The 19,241-nt window shown below is 46.8% G+C and carries 20 protein-coding genes; 4 read left to right on the top strand and 16 right to left on the bottom strand.

Annotated features, from left to right (window positions below; genetic code table 11):
• The coding region (locus J7K79_RS06975; protein WP_296906792.1) for a flagellin at positions 1 to 576 on the bottom strand (576 nt) is incomplete at its 3' end.
• Positions 577 to 619: 43 nt separating this feature from the next.
• The gene (locus tag J7K79_RS06970; RefSeq protein WP_296906790.1) at positions 620 to 1,771 is read right to left on the bottom strand and encodes an MFS transporter; all 1,152 of its coding nucleotides are present in this window, start codon (positions 1,769 to 1,771) and stop codon (positions 620 to 622) included.
• A 50-nt stretch (positions 1,772 to 1,821) separates the two neighbouring features.
• On the opposite strand from J7K79_RS06970, the gene J7K79_RS06965 reads away from it, so the two are divergent.
• Both J7K79_RS06965 and J7K79_RS06960 read left to right on the top strand, forming a co-directional pair.
• Positions 1,822 to 2,898 carry a M20 family metallopeptidase gene (locus J7K79_RS06965; RefSeq protein WP_296906788.1) on the top strand — a complete coding sequence of 359 codons (1,077 nt, stop codon included), beginning with the start codon at positions 1,822 to 1,824 and terminating at the stop codon, positions 2,896 to 2,898.
• Positions 2,888 to 4,276 (top strand): pyruvate carboxylase subunit B, encoded by a 1,389-nt coding sequence (locus J7K79_RS06960; protein ID WP_296906785.1) that lies wholly within the window; start codon positions 2,888 to 2,890, stop codon positions 4,274 to 4,276. The genes J7K79_RS06965 and J7K79_RS06960 overlap by 11 nt, the downstream gene beginning before the upstream one ends.
• Here the strand turns inward: J7K79_RS06960 and J7K79_RS06955 are convergent.
• Genes J7K79_RS06955 through J7K79_RS06930 form a run of 6 tightly spaced genes read right to left on the bottom strand, consistent with a single transcriptional unit; the run spans position 4,222 to position 8,407 of the window.
• Positions 4,222 to 5,079, bottom strand: a complete 858-nt coding sequence (locus tag J7K79_RS06955; protein WP_296906782.1) for a HAMP domain-containing sensor histidine kinase — start codon at positions 5,077 to 5,079, stop codon at positions 4,222 to 4,224. The genes J7K79_RS06960 and J7K79_RS06955 overlap by 55 nt on opposite strands.
• Positions 5,076 to 5,735, bottom strand: a complete 660-nt coding sequence (locus tag J7K79_RS06950) for a response regulator transcription factor (protein WP_296906780.1) — start codon at positions 5,733 to 5,735, stop codon at positions 5,076 to 5,078. The genes J7K79_RS06955 and J7K79_RS06950 overlap by 4 nt, the downstream gene beginning before the upstream one ends.
• A complete protein-coding gene (locus J7K79_RS06945; protein WP_296906778.1) occupies positions 5,735 to 6,532 on the bottom strand; it encodes a metal ABC transporter permease in 798 nt (265 codons plus the stop codon). The genes J7K79_RS06950 and J7K79_RS06945 overlap by 1 nt, the downstream gene beginning before the upstream one ends.
• Positions 6,529 to 7,251, bottom strand: a complete 723-nt coding sequence (locus tag J7K79_RS06940; protein ID WP_296906776.1) for a metal ABC transporter ATP-binding protein — start codon at positions 7,249 to 7,251, stop codon at positions 6,529 to 6,531. Before J7K79_RS06940 ends, J7K79_RS06945 begins: the two co-directional genes overlap by 4 nt.
• On the bottom strand, positions 7,248 to 8,051 hold the full coding sequence (locus tag J7K79_RS06935; RefSeq protein WP_296906773.1) for a metal ABC transporter substrate-binding protein: 804 nt from the start codon (positions 8,049 to 8,051) through the stop codon (positions 7,248 to 7,250). Before J7K79_RS06935 ends, J7K79_RS06940 begins: the two co-directional genes overlap by 4 nt.
• 5 nt (positions 8,052 to 8,056) lie before the next feature.
• Positions 8,057 to 8,407, bottom strand: coding sequence for a Fur family transcriptional regulator (locus J7K79_RS06930; RefSeq protein ID WP_296906801.1), 351 nt, complete (start codon positions 8,405 to 8,407; stop codon positions 8,057 to 8,059).
• Positions 8,408 to 8,684: 277 nt separating this feature from the next.
• Between J7K79_RS06930 and J7K79_RS06925 the strand changes: the two genes are divergently transcribed.
• Positions 8,685 to 9,782, top strand: a complete 1,098-nt coding sequence (locus J7K79_RS06925) for a KamA family radical SAM protein (RefSeq protein WP_366932602.1) — start codon at positions 8,685 to 8,687, stop codon at positions 9,780 to 9,782.
• 25 nt (positions 9,783 to 9,807) lie between these two features.
• On the opposite strand, the gene J7K79_RS06920 is transcribed toward J7K79_RS06925, so the two are convergent.
• From J7K79_RS06920 to J7K79_RS06910, 3 genes are read right to left on the bottom strand one after another with little or no spacing between them, the layout of a single operon-like run.
• Positions 9,808 to 10,362, bottom strand: coding sequence for a nitroreductase family protein (locus tag J7K79_RS06920; protein ID WP_296906768.1), 555 nt, complete (start codon positions 10,360 to 10,362; stop codon positions 9,808 to 9,810).
• Positions 10,363 to 10,364: 2 nt separating this feature from the next.
• On the bottom strand, positions 10,365 to 11,222 hold the full coding sequence (locus J7K79_RS06915) for an acetamidase/formamidase family protein (protein WP_296906765.1): 858 nt from the start codon (positions 11,220 to 11,222) through the stop codon (positions 10,365 to 10,367).
• A 12-nt stretch (positions 11,223 to 11,234) separates the two neighbouring features.
• Positions 11,235 to 13,712, bottom strand: a complete 2,478-nt coding sequence (locus J7K79_RS06910; protein WP_296906762.1) for an adenosylcobalamin-dependent ribonucleoside-diphosphate reductase — start codon at positions 13,710 to 13,712, stop codon at positions 11,235 to 11,237.
• A 171-nt stretch (positions 13,713 to 13,883) separates the two neighbouring features.
• Here J7K79_RS06910 and J7K79_RS06905 point away from each other — a divergent pair, with 171 nt between their 5' ends.
• The gene (locus J7K79_RS06905; RefSeq protein ID WP_296906760.1) at positions 13,884 to 14,615 is read left to right on the top strand and encodes a radical SAM protein; all 732 of its coding nucleotides are present in this window, start codon (positions 13,884 to 13,886) and stop codon (positions 14,613 to 14,615) included.
• 21 nt (positions 14,616 to 14,636) lie between these two features.
• On the opposite strand, the gene xylB is transcribed toward J7K79_RS06905, so the two are convergent.
• The 5 genes from xylB to J7K79_RS06880 all read right to left on the bottom strand — a co-directional run bounded on the left by xylB (position 14,637) and on the right by J7K79_RS06880 (position 19,196).
• Positions 14,637 to 16,115: a xylulokinase gene (xylB, locus tag J7K79_RS06900; protein WP_296906758.1), complete on the bottom strand. Its 1,479-nt coding sequence runs from the start codon at positions 16,113 to 16,115 to the stop codon at positions 14,637 to 14,639.
• Complete coding sequence (locus tag J7K79_RS06895) at positions 16,115 to 17,644, bottom strand: sugar ABC transporter ATP-binding protein (RefSeq protein ID WP_296906754.1); 1,530 nt, start codon at positions 17,642 to 17,644, stop codon at positions 16,115 to 16,117. The genes xylB and J7K79_RS06895 overlap by 1 nt, the downstream gene beginning before the upstream one ends.
• Positions 17,645 to 17,689: 45 nt before the next feature.
• Positions 17,690 to 18,661: a sugar-binding protein gene (locus tag J7K79_RS06890; RefSeq protein WP_296906751.1), complete on the bottom strand. Its 972-nt coding sequence runs from the start codon at positions 18,659 to 18,661 to the stop codon at positions 17,690 to 17,692.
• Positions 18,662 to 18,701: 40 nt separating this feature from the next.
• Positions 18,702 to 18,851, bottom strand: a complete 150-nt coding sequence (locus J7K79_RS06885) for a hypothetical protein (RefSeq protein WP_296906748.1) — start codon at positions 18,849 to 18,851, stop codon at positions 18,702 to 18,704.
• Between the two features lie 219 nt (positions 18,852 to 19,070).
• The gene (locus tag J7K79_RS06880; RefSeq protein WP_296906795.1) at positions 19,071 to 19,196 is read right to left on the bottom strand and encodes a polysaccharide deacetylase family protein; all 126 of its coding nucleotides are present in this window, start codon (positions 19,194 to 19,196) and stop codon (positions 19,071 to 19,073) included.
• Positions 19,197 to 19,241: the final 45 nt, after the last annotated feature.

Genomic DNA, 19,241 nt, shown 5'->3' with positions numbered 1-19,241 from the left:
TCTGTTCGTCCAGGCACCGATACTCCCTCTTATCTGGGAAACGCTTTCTAAAGTTTGCTCGATTGTTTCTAAGGCCTTTTGAGCATCTGTTGAAATGTTCGTTTCAAACAGCCTTGAGAGTACCTCCTTGAGATTTGGTATGTTCACTGCGATGTTTTGTCCTTCGTTTGCACCTGCCTGTACCACAAAACTTCCACCCTCAAGGATCCTCTGGTTGTTGTACGTGGTCTGCTGAATCGTTCTTTTTATGCCCTGAAGTATCTCGCTGTATTCTTGCTGGAGTAAAGATCTTTCATTCTCTGTGAGGGTCGAGTTGGATGCTTGAACGGCGAGTTCCCTAGCTCTCTGAATGGCTGCTGCGATACTTTCAAGACCGGCGTCTGCTGTGTTCAGAAGTCCTATACCGTTGTATATCTGTAGAAGGGTCGATCTGTATCCCTGGATCTGGCTTCTTAGCCTTTGTTGAATGGATAGCTCTGAAGCGGTGTTGAACTGGAAACCTATTGTAGGACGATTCATTTTCTCAAGGTTCAACTGCTGTATGTACCTCATTAAACTGACGTTGTCGATTCTCATGAAAATCCCCCTTTCTAATTTTTACACAAGCAATGTGACTTTTTCAATCTGCCATTCTTTTGAGCCTGAGAAGAAGAGCGCCTGCCGTCAGCTGCGCAAGGAACGAAACAAGAATCAGATAAAGGCGATTGGTATCGTAAAGGATCCCTAGAATCCACGATCCCAGAAACCAGAATACCCCGTACACTGTGAAGAACATGCCGTAGGCAAAACCGCGTTTTTCCTGGGGAACTATCTTCGCAACAACGGCCCTCATAATCGACTCCTGAGCACCCATGCCGATACCCCACAGAACTGTTCCGGCGAAGATGAGAGGGAAATAGCTGGAGAACGAAAGTAACGGGAAGAAGGCAGAGAGAAAAACGGAATAAACCAGTGCTACAAAACCTTTCTTATCGAAGAGATATCCAAAAACGAGTGCACTCACAGCGTCAACAGCCATTGCCACAGAGTAGATGGCGGGAACGAGGAAATCTTTGGTTAGTTCCACGTTCTTCATATGGTAGGCGATCAAGGGGAAATCAGCAAACCCAAACGCGATCATCGAGACGACGAGCAGATAGAACCAGTAGGCTCCACTGAGTTTTCGATCGACTTCTCTCCTCTCCCGTGCTGTTTTTTGGGGTGAAGGGAACACAATACGTGCTGTGAGAAGAAGAGCAAGTGCAATGAGAGCAGGGATAAAGAGTATGAAGAAACAGAACCTGTAACTCTTTCCAAAGGCAAGGGCAAACGTGAGCGAAAGAGGTCCCAGAATGGCTCCTACCTGATCCAGTGCTTCGTGTATTCCGAAGCTCTTGCCGGCTCCTACTTCTTCTGATGCGAAAGAAAGGAGAGTGTCTCTTGCAGGAGTTCTCATGGCTTTACCGAATCTTTCCATTAGAATCAGAACGAGTGCCACCTGCCAGTTTCCCGCAAAGGCAAGCATGGGAACAGCCAGAAGGTTCACGGTGTACCCGAGAATGGTGAAAAGCCAGTATTTCTTCGTTTTGTCACTCAAAACACCGGACACAAGTCGGAAGGCGTATCCTATCAGCTCCCCCAGCCCAACTGCAAAGCCCAGCGCTGCGGCGCTCGCTCCAAGAGTCTTCATGAAAGGACCCACAATACTTCTTGCTCCTTCGTACGTCACGTCTGCAAAGAGACTGACCAGTCCCAGTAAAACGATGAGCAAAAACGCCTGCCTTTTTGTCACAGAAATTCCCCCTTTCCAAAGATATAGTATAATTGAACGGAGGGAAAAAAATGAGCTGGATGGAGATATACGAAAAACTTGTCAACACGGACACTGGCCCCGATCTTTCGATGGAAGAAAAGTTGAACAGGACATCCTTCCTCGCAGATGTTCTAGGAGATCTTGGATTCAAGGTGGAGAGAAGAAAAGCCGCTTATGTTGCCTTCTGTGGGGATCCCCCCTACATAACCCTCATAGGCCATCTCGATACGGTTTTTCCCGAAGGAGAAGCAAAGAGGAGACCTTTCAAGATCGAGGGGAGCATTGCCAGAGGTCCTGGAGTCTGTGACATGAAAGGTGGCGTCGTCGTACTCCTGGAAGCGCTTAAAAGGTTCTTCAAAGAGAAAAGAACGAGCGTGTGTGTTGTGTTGAATGTTGACGAAGAGCTGGGCTCTCCTATAAGCAAGGACACCTTCCTTGAGGTAGCGGAAAAAACCTCCTGTTGCCTTTCCTTTGAGCCAGGTAGAGAAAATGGAGAGTTCATCTCTTCTAGAAAGGGGATCATCTCCCTCTGGCTCTTCGCACACGGAAAAAAGGGGCACGCTTCCAGACTTGACGAAGGAGTAAACGCCATCGCTGAGATCTCGTACAAGATAGTGGAACTCCTCTCGTTGAACGGACGGTTCAGCAGCCTCACGATCAACCCAACCATTGTGAAGGGTGGTCTGGAGAGCAACGTTACACCAGATAAGGCGGAGGTCTATTTTGATGTGAGATTCTACGAAGATGAGGAATACGAATTTTTGAAGAGAGTACTTGAAAATCTGTCCACAGTTCTTCCCGAGGCAACCATCTCTTACACTATGAAGCTTCGAAGACTCCCCATGAAGGAAGATAAGTTCCTTGTTGAGATCGTGAAGTCGGTTGCCAGAGAAATGGGAATGGAATCTTCCTTCGTCAGAGCGACGGGCGGGGGAGATGTGGCGTTCTTTTCTCAGAAAAACGTTCCATCCATGGATGGACTTGGCATTCCCGGTGGAAAGATGCATTCGGAGGAAGAGTACGCTAAGGTCGACAGGTTCGAGGAGAGAGTGAACCTCGTGGTTCGCCTTCTGGAAAGGCTCGGAGGTGAAGATAATGTTCGTTGACACAACATTGAGAGATGGCCATCAATCGCTCATTGCGACCAGAATGAGAACGGATGACATGGTGCCCGCCCTCGAGGCCTTCGATAGGATGAATTTTCATTCTATGGAAGTTTGGGGTGGAGCGACTTTCGATGTTGCCGTCAGGTTTCTGAATGAAAATCCCTGGGAAAGACTCAGAAGGATCAGAGAAGGGTTGAAAAACACCAAGATCCAGATGCTTCTCAGAGGTCAAAACCTCGTTGGCTACAGGCACTACGCGGATGATGTGGTAGAACTCTTCATAAAGAAAGTAGCGGAGTACGGTCTCGACATCATACGTATATTCGATGCGCTGAACGATGAGAGAAACCTTCAAAAGTCAATAGAAGAGTCGAAGAAGAGAGGCCTTCATGTTCAGGGAGCGATCAGTTACACCGTGAGCCCCGTTCACACGCTCGAATACTACCTCGATTTTGCGAGAAAGCTCGTAGACATGGGAGTGGATTCCATATGCATAAAAGACATGGCGGGACTTCTCACACCGAAAAGGGCTTATGAACTTGTGAAGGCATTGAAGGAGAAGTTCTCCATTCCTGTAGAGGTTCATTCTCACTGCACCACCGGTTTTGCTCCTCTTGCATATCAGGCAGCTTTTGAAGCAGGAGCAGACTTCTTCGATACGGCCATATCTCCGTTTTCTATGGGAACCTCCCAGCCCACCTTTGAATCCATGTACTACGCTTTCCAGGGAAACGAAAAGGAAGAATTTGACAAAGAGGCCCTGAAATTCCTGGTGGAACACTTCACGAGAGTGAGGGCCAAGTACGTCGAGTACGACGTGGGGATGAAGTATCCTGACTCGAGGATCATATTCTCTCAAATTCCAGGAGGGATGTACTCCAATCTTCTGAAACAATTGAAGGAACAGAGAATGGAGCATCTTCTGGACAAGGTTTTAGAAGAGGTTCCTCGGGTTCAAAAAGATCTGGGATATCCGCCTCTTGTCACGCCGACGAGCCAGATCGTTGGTGTTCAGGCCTTTCTGAACGTTGTTTACGGTAGATACGAGAGAATAACGAACGAAACGAGAAACTACGTGAAAGGGCTCTACGGGAGGCCACCCGCGCCGATAGACCCAGGACTTGTGAAGAAAATCCTGGGCGAAGAAAAACCCATAGACTGTAGGCCGGCGGACTTGCTGGAGGCCGAGGTGGAGAAAGCCAGGGAAGAGCTGGGAGTTCTTGTGGAGACCGATGAGGATCTTCTCATAGCCATCATCCTTGGAGAGGTTGGAAAGAAGTTTCTGAGAAAAAGATACGAAGAGAAAATAGGAGTAGATTTCAACTATCTGGAATCTCTGTCTGATTTCACCGACGATATGCCCGTGTACCCGATTTGAACCTCGAAGATGTTGAACCCTCCCTCTCTTCTGTAGATGACTCTGAAACCGTGCATCTCCAAAAGCTCTCTGACGAGATACAGGCCTATGCCTGTGCCTTTGCTTTTTTTCTTCTTTTCAAAGAGATTCGCTCGTACCTCGTACGGAATCTCCGGTCCTGGTCCTTTCACAACCACCCTGTCCTTTGACACGAAGACCTCCACACACCCCGAAGAATACTTGACGGCGTTTTCTATCAGGTTGTAAAATGCCCTGAAGAGCTTTGTGGGATCTGCTTGAATCGTCACTTCTTCCTCGTACTCGAGGGAAACCTTTCCGGGGAATCTTTCCACCACATCGTTTACAAGTTCCACCAAGTTCACTGGCTCTTTTCTCAATCTTTCAATCCCGGCCTCCAGTTTCGCAAACTCGTAGAACTCTTCTACGATTCTCTGAAGATTCTCATCCTTAACCTCATTCCACAGAAGCGATTTCACATCGTGTACGAATCCGGTTACGACATCTTTCAATCTCTCGGTTTCTTTTTCCTGGAGGGCTGTGCTTTGAACGAGTGTGTTGATCTCTTCTGAGAGTTTTGTGATCTCGTCGTTCAGGAAGTCGTCGAACGGTTGTTTTTTAGAGATGGATTCTCTGAGCCTCAGAAGGCGTTTGCTCACGAGTACCTGTGTTGCAACGCCTACCAGGAGGGCGGAGAAGAAAGAAAAAATGGCGACGTCTATGAAATCCACCTTGGAACTCCAGAAAACGCTGAGAAGGGCAGCGTTTACAAGAAACGTGATGAGAAACGTACGCAAAGCAATCATCTTTCTCCCCCCGTAAAGGTGTATCCTATTCCCCAAACTGTTTTGATGTACTTAGGTCTGTTCGGATCCTCTTCTATAGCTTTTCTAATCCTTTTTATCACTGTATCGACAACTCTCGTTGAGACCGGTTTTTCCCAGAACGTCTCCAGAAGTTTTTCTCTTGTGACAACCTTGCCCGCGTTTTCCACGAGGAAAAGGAGAACATCGAATTCCCTCTTAGGAAGATGAATCCTTTTTCCTTTCAGGTAGACAGTTGCACCAGTTGCATCCACCTTCAGCTCACCAAAATCGTAGAGACTCTTTCTTTGTCTTTCTAGGAATCTCTTCACTCTCGCAAGGAGGATATCTGGATTGAACGGTTTCGTCACGTAATCGTCCGCTCCCGCTCCGAAACCTTTCAGTACACTTTCATCATCTGAAAGAAGAGTAAGAAGTATCACCCACGTCTCGGGACGCTCCTCTTTTACCATCTGACAGAGCTCGTACCCGCTGTAATCTGGAAGCTTAACGTCGAGGACCACGACATGAAAAAATTTCTCACTGTTGAGGAAGTCCTCACCGGTGAGAAAGGTTTCCACGTGGCCCAGTTTTGAAAGCTTTTTGTTGAGCATCTCCAAAATCTTTTCGTCATCATCGACGATGGCGATTCTCCACATCAGGAAAATTTTAGCATTGGAAGGAAAGAAACAAAAGCGACGATCACGATAACGGGACCAGGTGGCAGATTGAAGGTGTAGGCGACGAGAAATCCCACAAGGAAGGTAACCACATTGAACACGACGGATACCACAAACAAAGATCTGAAGGATTTGCTAAATGTCTTGGCGACCAGTCCAGGGAGAATCAAAAGAGCCCCTGTGAGAATGACTCCCACCACCTTAACAGTTGTGACAACAGTTATCGCTATAAGAGAGGTAACCAAAATGTGTACAAGGTTCGTTTTGATACCGTAGAACCGGGCCATCTTCTCATCCACAATGAAGTACTTGATCTCCCATCTGAGAAGTGATATCAAGATGATGTTCGTCACTAGGATGAGGAAAGTCAATATCATATCTGACTGGTTCACAAGGAGAATATCTCCAAACAAAAATCCCATCACATCCGTTTGATATTTTCCCGAAACGGAGAACAGCACAACACCGATAGCCATGAAGAGCGGAAGGAGAATTCCTATGGCACTGCTTTCGTGGAGTTTCGAGCGAGAAAGGAGGCTCACGACGAAGGCGAACACCAGTGCCGTAGCGAAAGAGATCAATCTGGGATCACTACCGAGGAGAGCGGAGATCGCGAGGCCTGCGAAGACCGCGTGCGCCGTTCCATCTCCTATGAATTCCATTCTCTTGAACACCACGAAGGGTGAAACAACCCCGGACAAGATCGCAGTGAACACTCCTCCAATGAAAGCTGTTCTCAGAAATTCGTACTGGACAAGATCGTGGAAGAAGTTCAATTTTTCCCCTCCCTATGAAATATCTCATAGTGCCTTGGCCCTCTGATCCAAATGTCGAAATCTGCGAAGATCCTCTTCAGGTCGTCAGGGCTGATGGATTCCGTCGGACCGTGGCAATGAAGAGTTCTGTTAAGGCACATGACCGTGGAACACTCCTTGAAGACCATGCCAATGTCATGGCTGACCATTACAACGGTGATGTTTCTCTCTCCTCTCAACCTATTCAAAAGTTCGTAGAATGCGGTTTTCCCCATTTCATCCACCCCAGCTTCTGGTTCGTCGAGCACGAGGATATCTGGTTCGGACAGCAAAGCTCTAGCAAGAGACAATCTTTGAAACTCACCTCCAGAGAGATTCTTTATGAGATCGGCTTCCTTGTGAGAAACTCCAACGTCGATCAGGGCGGTTTTCACTTTCTCCCAGTCGATCTTTCTCAACCTTCCGTACATTCCCATCGCGGCAAATTCCCTCACCGTTATAGGAAATTCCCTCTGGACTTCGTGAAGCTGGGGGAGGTATCCTATCTTCCCTCTTACCACTACCTTCCCTTCATAGTCTTTTATCTCCCCCACCAGGATCTTCACTAGGGTGGTCTTGCCTGCCCCGTTGGGACCAATTATTCCAACGAATTCTCCCTCCTCAACTGAAAACGTTATGTTCTTCAATATTTCGAAACCCTTGACTCTGTAGGTGAGATCTTTCACTTCGATAATCTTCATTTCAGAGCCTCCTTGATTGTCTCTAGGTTTTTCCTCAGAAGCTCTGAAATCTTCTTTTCTCCATCTACGCCGAGGGGATCTAGCACGAAGCTCTTCAACTTCAGCTCTTTTTCGAGTGGTGTCAGCATCCCACCAGGCTGCTGCGGTTCTCTGAATAATGCCGCTATTTGCTCTTTCTTCTCAAGAATCTCTTTGATCGTGGAAAAGCTTGTCGAGTGTTCGTGTCCGCTGGAGAGAGGAAGCAGTTTCAGGTCAAATTCTTTGAAAAGATACAGAAAACTCGGATGGGGCATGACCACGATTTTACCCCTGTGTGGAAAGAGTACATTGAAAGAGTCTATGATCACTTCGCTCAATTCCTCAATGGCCTGTTTTGTGTTCTGTCTTATTTCTTTCTGTTTTTTCGGAAATTTCTCTGAGAGCACCCGGTACAAACCTGGGACGATGTAATACTTGAGGAAAAAAGGGTCGAGCCATATGTGTGGATTCTCGTCTTCGAGAAAAATCTCGGGAACAAAATCCGAAACGTACACGGTCTTTTCACTGTATCTTTTCAGGTAGGGTTCCAGCCCCATTCCATTTGCCACTATCAAATCTGCCTCTTCCAGAGTTTTAGCATCAGTGGGTTTCAACGAAAAAAGGTGTGGATTCGCGTTCGGTGGGACGAGGAGCACCACGTTGGAACTATCTCCAAAGAGCTGGGATACGATTAGATAGTACGGATTTATCGTAACCACGACCTTACCGGCAAAAGAGACCAAACTAAGTGCAAGGATCAAAGAAAGGAATAGTTTCTTCATGGAATTCACCTCCCGCAGTTTTTACAGATACCGTATATCAAAAACAAGTGACTCTCTTCTGAAAAATTGTATTTTTTCTGAAGCGTATCGATGAGTTCCCTGGCGCACTCCTCAAACGGAAAGAGATTTCCGCATCTTTTACACACCATGAAGTGGTAATGCCTGTCTTTTTTGAAAAAGTATCTTGCCCCCTCGTTTATATTGAAAGAGCCAATGAGTTTCCTCATCTCCAGGAATCTCAATGCTCTGTAAACTGTGGAGAGGTTCACATCCGTTCTTTTGTGGATCTCCTCCGCAGTGAGGGGAATCTTCGATTCTTCGATGATTTTCAAAATTTTCTCTCTGTTCCTTGTCATCCTCACACTCCCACCTGCAAATGCAAAGCATTTGCAAGTATATTGTACCATATTCTCGATACTCGAGAGTTTAGTCCTATCCTAAATTTATTTATGAAAAAATGTCAGTAATTTTCTAGGTACTTCATCTAACAGGTTCAGGTATTATGCTGTATTATGGTATAATCTAGATTAAGGACAAACCGCATATGCATCGAAGAGGTGTTCTTCGATTTTTTTTGAGTGTTGTATTTAATCAATATAACTTTGTTAAAACAAATATCAGGAGGTGATTCAGTTGAAGGTGAGATACTACACCAGTGTTACTCAGATAGAACAGTTGTCTCCTGAGGAAAGAGAAAAGTTGAAAAGAGTGGAGAGAAAATTCCAATTCAGGGCCAACTCTTATTATCTGGGACTTGTAAACTGGTCGGACCCAGACGATCCAATCAGAAAGATCATCATACCTGAGGAAGATGAACTTGAAGAGTGGGGTTCACTGGATGCGTCTAGCGAAAAATCTTACACTGTTGTCAAAGGACTTCAACACAAATATCCCGATACAGCGCTCTTTCTTGTGAACGATGTGTGTGGAGGATTTTGCAGATTCTGTTTCAGAAAAAGACTCTTTATAAATGTTGGAGCAGAGGTGATACGAGACATCGCACCTCAGCTCGATTACATCCGTTCTCACAGGGAGATAACAAACGTCTTACTCACAGGTGGTGATCCTTTACTTTTGTCCACAGAGAAGCTGGAAAGAATCATCAGCTCTCTGAGGGAGATAGATCACGTTCGGATAATAAGGATCGGCAGCAAGATCCCAGCGTTCAATCCTTACAGGATAATCGACGATCCCGACCTTCTGAGGATGATCAGAAAATACAGTACGAAAGAGAAAAAGATTTACGTTATGACACAGTTCAACCATCCAAAGGAGCTGACAAAAGAGGCAATAGAGGCGGTGAACCTTTTGAAAGATGCGGGGACAGTGCTCTGTAACCAAACACCCCTTCTCAGAGGCATAAACGATACACCGAAAACACTGGGAGAACTCCTAGACAAGCTCTCTTTTGTGGGAGTCACACCATACTACGTGTTTCAGAACAGGCCAGTTGTTGGTAACAAGAAGTTTGCTGTACCGATCGAGGAAGGATACGAGATATTCACAAGAGCGGTCTCAAATATCTCAGGAGTTGCCAAGAGGGTGAGGTACGTGATGTCCCACAAAACAGGGAAGATAGAGGTGGCAGCCATTACGAAGAATTTCATCGTCTTCAAATATCACAGAGCGCATGATGAAGAAAACAGAAGAAAGGTAATGGTTTACAAAAGGAACCCTCAGGCTCTCTGGTTCGACGACTACAAAGAGCTTCTAGAAGAGTACACTGTCTAAAAAAACACCCCTTCTGGGGTGTTTTTTAGAAACGGTTGAACTTCACTTTTACTTCCTCCCTTGGATACTTCGGCTTTGGATCGTCCGGGTAGCCGACAGGTAGGATAACTTCCAACCGCAGATTCTCTGAGGCGTTCACCAGCTCTTCCAGCTCTCTGAGATTGGGGGGTGTGTAGGGGACACTTCCAAGCTTTCTTTCTTCCAGTGCAAGAAGAAGATACCCCACGGCAATCCAGACCGACTCTCTTGAGTACGGTGCATTCTTCTCCGAGAAAACAAGCAGAAGATAAGGAGCCTCTTCGAGGAAGGGTTTTTCCCAGCTGAAGGATTTTTCGTGAAGCCATTCTCTGAGTTTTCCCCTTATGTTCCTGTAGAAGGTTTTTTCAGCATTTTCGCAGGATTTCCTGATCTGTCTTTTGAGGTCCTCATCCTCCACTACCAGGAATCTCCAGGGCTGGGCGTTCATACCGGAAGGAGCTTCGTTCGCCACTTTCAACGAGTAGATCAGATCTTCAACCGGGGGCTTTTCTTTTCTGAATTTTCGAATGGTTTTTCTTCGTCTCGCAAGATCGTACAGCATCTTCAAACCTCCGAAAAGATGTATTTCGGGATACGTGCCTTCGCGGTTTTGTTGGGATTCACTAGCTGGGAGATTCCGATGTCCACACAGAGGCTTGCGATCATGTAGGCATCTTTAAATGGTATGGTCTTTTTTCTTTGAATGAACCATACTGCTCCCCTTATGACTTCTTTCAGAGCTTCTTCAATGTTTGGTAGTGAAACAACGATGTAATAAGCATCGCTTGTTTCCACCATAGGCCATTTGATTTCTTCCTTGGCGACATCGACCTCTACAACTACTTTCGCAGAGACTTCACACGCGGAAACGCAGACCTCTCCGTCTCCCATCGTTGCGTGGACGTCTCCGAGGGCGAGTAAAGCACCTTCATGGAAAACAGGGAGGTACACCGTCGATCCTTCCGTGATCTCCCTTGTGTCCATGTTTCCTCCATGCTTGTGTGCGGTTCCCGTGGGGTACTCTCCCTCAGCCGGAGCGACACCGATCACACCGATCATTGGATGAACAGGTATTCTGATGTGGTCGAAGAGGACCGCCCACCTTTCGATCTCCAGCTCTTTTGTGTGGAATCCCTCTACCTCGTCTCCGAGGACACCGAATCCCTTTCCTGTTACAATGATGCCATTCTTTGGGAGTTCAATTCGCTTCACTCGTACGACCAGAGTGTCACCTGGTTTTGCACCGTTGACGTAGACGGGACCCGTTGCGGGATTGACCTTCGAAAAGTCTATCGTCTTGTGATTCCCACCCAGCGCATCGAGGGTTTCGAAGATCACCTGCTCACCTGGATACACCTCTTCTACAGGCTGTGCTTGCCCAGAGAAGGAGTAAATGTGTTTTTGAGAGGGTATGATCTTCACACTTTCATCCCCTCATTCACACTTTGACCATCCGCAATTCTTACAGCTCACGCATCCTTCCTGCTTTATCAGCGAGTTTTTTGAAAGACAGACGGGGCAGTACACGTTTCCCTCGTTATCAACGTAGTAACCACTTTGCCATTTTAAATTGTTTGCTACGATGAATTTCTCTCTCTCCATCGGTTCTTCTTCAGTTTCTTCCTCACCCGTTCTGAGCCAAAGTTTCGAGAAGTCATCGAGAGCCTTTTTAATCTCCTCGGCAAGACCCCGGCAGTAATCTCCTTTCACTTTCGAAAGCTGCTCTATGATCTCGTCCATGGAAACGCCCGCTCTCAACGCGATGGAAGAGAGCCTTCCTATCACTTCCGCCATTTCGCTACCATTCGATATGAATATCTCTACAGCTTCTCCTGTGTCATCGAAGGATATCGTTATGTAGGTAGTTCCATCGGGCCTTTTGTACTTTCTTGTAACGCTCCTGAGTGTATCTTTTCTTGGCCTCGGGTGAAGCTTCATTTTTTCGTCAACGACAAAGAACTGAACCTTCGGTGCTTCCGGTGTTTTGAGAGCCCTTGTGAGCACCTGCGTTTGAAGAGAACCGTCCCTGTATATCGTGATTCCTCTTACGTTCGTCTTCAAAGCTTCCAGGTAAACGTTCAGCACGTCTTCGACTGTGGCATTTTGGGGCATGTTTATCGTCTTGGAGATGTTGTTGTCGACGTACCTCTGGAACGCATCCTGCATGAGAAGATGATCTATGGGATCTATGTCCAGTGCGACCACGAACACTCGCTTTATCTTCTCTGGAACATCAGGAATATCCTTCAAGCTGCCTTTTTCTATAAGATCCTTCTCTATTCTTTTAAGGACCTCAGGATCCAATTTCTCTTTGAGGACCCGGTTCACGTAGAGGAGAGGTTCCTTCGTTCCATCTTCTTTCGTCATGAATCTGGTATAGGCAAGAAGGAAGTTCGGCTCCAGACCAGAAGATGTATCTGCTATGTTCGAAATCGATCCTGTCGGAGCAATGGTCAACAATGCCACGTTCCTCCTGAATTCTTTGGTCATCTTCATGACTTCTTTTACCTCGTCATCATAATTGCTCGCACCCATGGCGAATGGAACGAAGTTTGCTTCCGTTCTATATCTCGAGATTTCAAAGAGTGGGAAGTTCCCCTTCTCTTTACCGAGTTCGTAAGACGTTCTGTGAGCATGAAGGGCGATGAAAGCCATGAGGTTGGAGGCGAAATCCCGTGCTTCTTGTGAATCGTAAGGAATCTCAAGTTTGTAAAGAAGATCGGCAAAGCCCATGATTCCAAGCCCGAGCCTTCTGCTTTCTTTGACTGCCTTTGTAATCTTGTCGATTGGAAATACGTTCACATCGATGACATTATCGAGAAAACGAACGGCTATCTGAACGAGTTCCTGGAGTGCCTCCAGATCAACAAAGCCGTTGTTGTAGAACTTGGCAACATCGATCGAACCAAGGTTACAGGCTTCATAATCAGAAAGTCCAATTTCTCCGCAGGGGTTGGTGGAATTGATCTTCCTGTGCGGGTAGAGGGGATAATACTTGTTCATCTCTCCGAGAAAGGCAAGCCCGGGATCACCGCTCTTCCAGGCACTGATCGAAATCTTTTTGAAAAGCTCTCTGATTTTCACCTTTTTCCTGATAGTACTCCTTGGATGGGAGAGTTCCAGCTCGCCGTCCTCCTCGTAGAGCTTCAGGATCTCCTTTTTGTCCATGGGGATACCGACAGAAAGGTTGAAAAAGTTCAACACCGCTTCTCCTGTGTTCTCTTTCTTCGCATCTATGAACTCCTCTATGTCGGGATGGTCTATGTTCAGGATACTCATTAGAGCGCCGCGTCTTCTGTATCCCTGTTTCACCACAGAAATGGCGGAGTTAAAAACGTGCATGAACGAAACGGGTCCCGATGCCTTTCCATGTGTGCCCGCAACGAAGCTTCCCTTTGGTCTTAGTTCGGAGAAGTTGCTTCCAACCCCACCTCCCACTTTCGTGATAAGCGCGTACTCTTTCACTGCCTCAAAGATTTCTTCTATGCTGTCTCCCACCGGTACGACGAAGCAGGCAGAGAGCATATGGAGATGGTTTCGCGTTCTGTATATCTCCTCGTAGTCCTCAAGGGTCATCTGATCGATAGGTTTCCAGAGAAGCTCGTACCTCACACCTAGCCCTGCGTTGAAAAGAGTGGGGCTGTTTGGAAGAAACAACCTTGCCTTCAGGATTTTGAAAAAGGCATCCTCCCATTCCTTTATCCTGTCGAGTTTTTCACTTTTTTTGTAAGATGGATTCAGAAGTTCAGCGGTTGCCACAACCCTTGCCACTCTTCTTGCTGCATCTTCCCACTTTGTCTCAAGGAAATTACCATCCAAGTCCCTCATGAAATATCGATCTTTCAGTATGATCTGGGCGTTCTCGGAAGGTTCAACACCGATCCACTTTTCGATCAAACTGGACAGTTTCATGTGAGCTTTTCCCTCCTGATTTTTCTAGCAACATATTGTGTGTCCTTTCACAGCAATTCAACATGTGGTAGGATTTCCCGAGAAATTATACTCCATTCTTCTGTGAAAACACTGAAACAATCCTGGGAAATTTCTAAAGATTTTCCGTGGTATTCTTGAGAGGGTGAGAAGGTGAGGGTGAGGGAAATACAAGTGAAGAGCGCGTTGACCTTTTCCGAATCCAAGAGACGATACACTCTCAGTCCTTACGTGGGCTGCACCAACGCCTGTGTGTACTGTTACGCCAGAGATTACGCACGGCGTTACAAAGGGATGGAGTGGGAGTCGGAGATCATTGTGAAGAAGAACATAGATGAAGTTTTGAGAAGCGATATCATCAGGAAAAAGCCAGGATACGTCTTCATGAGTACCATGTGTGATCCCTACCAATTCCTCGAGGAAAGATACAAACTCACTCGAAAATGCCTGGAGGTTTTTCTGGAGTTTCCTCTTCTGGAGATCGAATTGATGGTTCTCACAAAATCCACACTTGTTCTGAGGGATCTGGATCTGTTCAGGGAGATGAAGAGAGCCACCGTTGGACTCACCGTTACGACTGATGACGATGAGATCCGAAAGATCTTTGAACCCAGCGCGAGTTCCATAGAAGAGAGGATCGGGGTTCTGAGAACGTTTAAAGAAAACGGCGTAAGAACCTGTGCTTTTATCAGTCCCATACTTCCGATGAATCCGGAGAGATTATCAAGGATGTTGAAACCATATGTGGACTGTGTTTTCATCGATGATATGCACTACAGATGGCGTGTAAGGGAGCGGTATGAAAGGTATGGACTTTCCTGGGCCCTCAAGGATGAGTATTTCGAGAGAACTAGAAAGAAGTTGCTCGAACTCCTTCAGAAATGAAGAGGGCAGTTCGCCCTCTTCTCACGCTTTGAACATTTCCTTAAGGGAAATGTAGAGTCTCCTGAACTTCTCATGCAGTTCTTCGTAAACCTTCGTGTTCTCGGGAACAGGTTCTGTATGGCTTTTCACACTGAACCATTCCTTTGAGATTTTCGCAGGGTTTTCTTCCGTTGCACCAGAAACGGCCAGGATGGCAGCGCCGTAGGAAGCTCCTTCATCCACGGTGGGTTTCTGAATCTTCAACCCCGTCATATCCGCGAGCATTCTGTTCCACACCTTGCTCTTTGAGCCACCACCGGTGATCCTCACGTTGTTGAGATCCACTTTGAGCTCTTTCAGTATATCGAAAGAATCCTTGATACCGAAAGCAACTCCTTCGAAGATCGCTCTTACCATGTCCCACTTGGTGTTGTAAGAAGAGATTCCAAAGAAGACACCCCTCGCAAAGGGGTCACGATGCGGGGTTCTTTCACCGTTCAGATAAGGGAGGAAGACGATCCCCTTTGAACCGATGGGAACTTTTTCTACCTCATCGTTGATCGTATCGTAGTCTTCGCTCAAGAACTTTTCTTTGAACCACTCCAGCGAGTACGTGGCAGAAAGCATCACACCCATGTGGTATCTCGTTTCCGGAACGGTGTGTGCAAAGAAGTGCACCCTGCCCTTTGGATCTGGCTCTTTTCCCTTCGTGGGAGCCAGAACAGTACCAGAGGTACCCAAACTCACCATGACATCTCCGGGTTCCACGACTGCTATTCCGAGGGCAGCGCAGGCGTTGTCCGCTCCTCCTCCTATCACAAGAATGTCTTCAGAAAGGCCAAGATCCTTTGCCACATCCGATTTAACTCTTCCGACCACACCGTTCGATGGTATTATCTCCGGAAGTATGTGTTCCGGTATTTTGAGTTCCTTCAAAACATCCTTGCTCCACTCCATATCGGACACACTGTACATCGTCGTTCCGGAAGCATCCGAGTGTTCTGTTTTCGCCACACCGGTGAGCATGTAGTTTATGAAATCTTTGGGAAGCATGATCTTCGAAATCTTCTCGTAGATCTCTGGCTCGTGTTTTCGGATCCACAATATCTTGGGAAGTGTGAAACCTGGAAGAATAGGATTACCAACCAGTTTGAGGACGTTCTCCTCTCCCCCCAGAATCTGTGTGGCTTCTTCGCATTCTCTATGGGTTCTCTGATCGCACCAGAGAATAGCGTTTCTCAGAACACTTCCGTTTTCGTCTATCGCCACAAGACTATGCATCTGTCCACTGGTGGAGATCGCTTTTATTCTTCCTCCGATCTCCTCTGATCTGCCAGAAAGTTCCTTCAGTATCTTTCTCACAGCCTTCCACCAAGAAAGAGGGTCCTGCTCTGCCCAAGCAGGTTGAGGAGTGATCATGGAGAGTCTTTTACTTGCTGTTGCCAGTATCTCTCCCTTCTCGTTCACGAGAATACCCTTCACACCGGTCGTTCCCACGTCGAGCCCCACGTACAGATCCATCACGCGACCCTCCCGTTCTGCCTTTTCTGTCCAGATGCGTAGTACATGATTTCTTCCTGTGTGACTTTTTTCTCTTTGTTGTCCAAAACAGCCGTGATCTCCCCTTCCCACATGACAACTATTCTGTCGCTGAGATTCAATATCTCTGGGAGTTCTGATGAGATCATTATCACAGCCTTTCCCTGTGTGGCCAGTTCTCTGATTATCCTGTGTATCTCTGCCTTTGCACCGACATCTATACCACGGGTGGGTTCATCGAAAATCAGAATGTCAGCGTTTGTTGCAAGCCATTTGGCGAGGACCACTTTCTGCTGGTTTCCACCGGAGAGGTTTTCGGTGATCTGGTATATAGATGGTGTTTTTATGGACAACCTCTTCACATACTCTTCGGCCATTCCATCTTCTTTCTTCTCATCGAGCACAAGACCCCATTTGCTGATATTTTTCAATAATGGAAGAACGATGTTGTCCTTCACTGTCATTTTCAAAACAAGACCCTGGAGTTTTCTATCCTCCGGTATAAGCCCTATCCCCAGCTTTATAGCGTCTTCTGGGTTTTCTATTTCAACTTCTTTTCCGTTCACGAATATTTTTCCAGCCTCTTTTTTATTCACACCGAATATCAGAAGCATCGTTTCCGTCCTACCAGCTCCGACGAGTCCAGCAAATCCTAGAACTTCTCCCTTCCTCACTTTGAAGGACACGTTCTTCACCTTGTCCTTCCATTTTAGATCTTTGACTTCGAGGGCGACTTCCCCTGGCACTATCTCCATTCCATGGGGAAAGAATTCCACTTCTCTTCCCACCATTAGTTTTATTATCGTGTCCACATCAAACTTTCCCTTTTTCAGCTCTCCTACTCTCTTTCCATCTCTCATCACAACAATCCTGTCGCTGATCCTCATAACTTCGTCCAGTCTATGTGAAACAAAGACCACAGAGATGCCCCTTCTTTTCAACATTTCTATGATCTCAAAGAGCCTTTCTGCTTCTTCCACAGTGAGGGATGAAGTGGGTTCGTCCATGAAGATGATCCTCGGTTCTTTCACCAGAGCCTTACATATCTCCACCATCTGCCTTTGGGCAGTGGTCAGTTCTCTCACCAGAGCGCCAGGAGGAAATTTTGCTCCTATGAGATCGAGTAGTTCTTTTGACTTTTCGTACATGAATTCTTCATCCACCCTGCTGGAGAGATTCCGTTTCTTTCCTCTGACAGCCTCGTAAGCGAGGAATATGTTCTCGACGACCGTCATGTTGTCGCAGAGGTTCAGTTCCTGATGGATGACGCTAACTCCTTTTCTAAACGCATCAACTGGAGAGTGGTATATCACCCTTTCACCGTTGATTAGTATCTCGCCAGAATCGGGTTTCAAAACACCCGTGAGGATCTTGATCAGGGTTGATTTTCCCGCACCGTTCTCACCAATGAGGGAAACGATCTCGTTTTCGTGAACCTCGAAATCAACGTTGTCAACCGCCAGAACTCCCGGGAATCTTTTCACCACACCTTTTGCTTTCAGAATATCCAACTTCCATCACCTCGGAAAAGGGAGGGGGACTCCCCTCCCATGTTCTCAGAACTTTATCGGGATTCCGAGCTCTTCCATCTTTTTCACGTACTCGTCGAGGTTGTCCGGTGTGACAACGTCAACTCCCGTGTCGATCACGTAGTCCATTTTCCCATCGACAGTGACTTTCGGAAGCATCATCAGGGTGTTCTGCACACCTATTTTGTTCATCAAGTAGAGTACCGTGACGGAGAGATATCCCATCATGTAGGGTCTTTGCCCCATGGTTGCCTGTATGACTCCTTCCTTCACATATTGAAGAATGTCCGGAGTTGTGTCAAAACAGACTATCTTGATTTTTCCTACTTTTCCAGCGTTCTTCACCACGAGTGCCTGGCTGGGACCGTTGTAGGCGTAAACGCCGAAAAAGGCGTCAAGATCTGGATGAGCGTTCAATGCCGCCTCTGCAAGTGACACTGCTCTCGCTCCGTCTTCTTCATCGTTGAGTATGTCTACGACTTCGATGTCTGAATCTGCTATTGCATCTTTGAATCCCTGAATCCTCTGAAGCGAGTTCATTGCTGTGAGAGAACCTGTTCCGATGGCGACTTTTCCTTTTCCACCGAGGAGCTTTTTCATGATGAGTCCAGCGGAGTACCCTGCCTGATAGTTGTCCGTTCCGATGTAAACGTACCTTCCACTGTCTGGGGAGTCTGTGTCGAGTGTTATCACCGGTATTCCTATCTCAAGAGCTTTTTTGATCGTGGGGATGACTGCCGTTGGATCGGACGGCGCAATGGCTATGCCATCGACACCCTCGGCTATGAACGACTCAAGCATCTGAAGCTGGGCGTTGATGTCTTCTTTCTGAGGAACGAAAAACTTTGTGTCCACTCCGAGAGCTTTTCCTGCAGCTTTGACCCCCTGTTCAACCTGAGACCAGTACGGATGAACGGATTTCCCAATGACACCTATGGTGATGGCAAGGGATAGACCGGCAACCAAAAGAATACAAAGGACAACTAGAGCTCTCCTCATAGAAACACCCCCTTCTTAGAGTAATTCACCCCACATATATTCATATTTTCCCTCTGTACTTTGGATCTTCAGGATTCACTCCCTTTCTTTTGAAAAGTTCACTCAATATGATGAGGGCTTCAACGATTGGATGCGGTTCCAACTGTACGTTGTGAAGGAGTACTATGGCACTACCCCTCACGCTGTTCAATACGTTGCTCGCGATTTTTTCAGGATCTCTATCACAACCTGCCCAACCGCAACGGGGACACTATTCATGAAAAGAATATCTATTACCTCAAACATAGTATCGCTCACAGCCAGGTTCAGTGTCCTGAAAAAGCGAGATTTTTTCCCGTGTATTCAAGATCAACCTTGTCCAAAGGCTCATAGTTCCACGAATGATTTCCCAGTTCACCCCCCATGGATATCATCCTTTCAAGGATCGGTCAGCGAAGAAAGTGGTCACAATACCGTGTTCTTCTAGCACGTCCAGTACCTCCGACGTGAGTTTCGTGTCCGGACCATCGTCAAAAGTCAATGCTATCAGTTTCATCTCGCCCCCTCTCCAGCAAGCAGCAAACTCGCCGTAACCAGAAGG

Origin of the sequence: Thermotoga sp. (assembly GCF_021162145.1) — a bacterium.
Classification (GTDB): domain Bacteria; phylum Thermotogota; class Thermotogae; order Thermotogales; family Thermotogaceae; genus Thermotoga.
This window is presented reverse-complemented; position numbering and strand designations above follow the sequence as displayed.

Bases quoted from the DNA above. Each gene is read 5' to 3' on its own strand.
- J7K79_RS06965 (WP_296906788.1), top strand. From the start codon at position 1,822: ATGAGCTGGATGGAGATATACGAAAAACTTGTCAACACGGACACTGGC.
- J7K79_RS06960 (WP_296906785.1), top strand. From the start codon at position 2,888: ATGTTCGTTGACACAACATTGAGAGATGGCCATCAATCGCTCATTGCG.
- J7K79_RS06955 (WP_296906782.1), bottom strand. From the start codon at position 5,079: ATGATTGCTTTGCGTACGTTTCTCATCACGTTTCTTGTAAACGCTGCC.
- J7K79_RS06950 (WP_296906780.1), bottom strand. From the start codon at position 5,735: ATGTGGAGAATCGCCATCGTCGATGATGACGAAAAGATTTTGGAGATG.
- J7K79_RS06940 (WP_296906776.1), bottom strand. From the start codon at position 7,251: ATGAAGATTATCGAAGTGAAAGATCTCACCTACAGAGTCAAGGGTTTC.
- J7K79_RS06935 (WP_296906773.1), bottom strand. From the start codon at position 8,051: ATGAAGAAACTATTCCTTTCTTTGATCCTTGCACTTAGTTTGGTCTCT.
- J7K79_RS06930 (WP_296906801.1), bottom strand. From the start codon at position 8,407: ATGACAAGGAACAGAGAGAAAATTTTGAAAATCATCGAAGAATCGAAG.
- J7K79_RS06920 (WP_296906768.1), bottom strand. From the start codon at position 10,362: ATGCTGTACGATCTTGCGAGACGAAGAAAAACCATTCGAAAATTCAGA.
- J7K79_RS06910 (WP_296906762.1), bottom strand. From the start codon at position 13,712: ATGAAACTGTCCAGTTTGATCGAAAAGTGGATCGGTGTTGAACCTTCC.
- xylB (WP_296906758.1), bottom strand. From the start codon at position 16,115: ATGGATCTGTACGTGGGGCTCGACGTGGGAACGACCGGTGTGAAGGGT.
- J7K79_RS06890 (WP_296906751.1), bottom strand. From the start codon at position 18,661: ATGAGGAGAGCTCTAGTTGTCCTTTGTATTCTTTTGGTTGCCGGTCTA.
- J7K79_RS06880 (WP_296906795.1), bottom strand. From the start codon at position 19,196: ATGAAACTGATAGCATTGACTTTTGACGATGGTCCGGACACGAAACTC.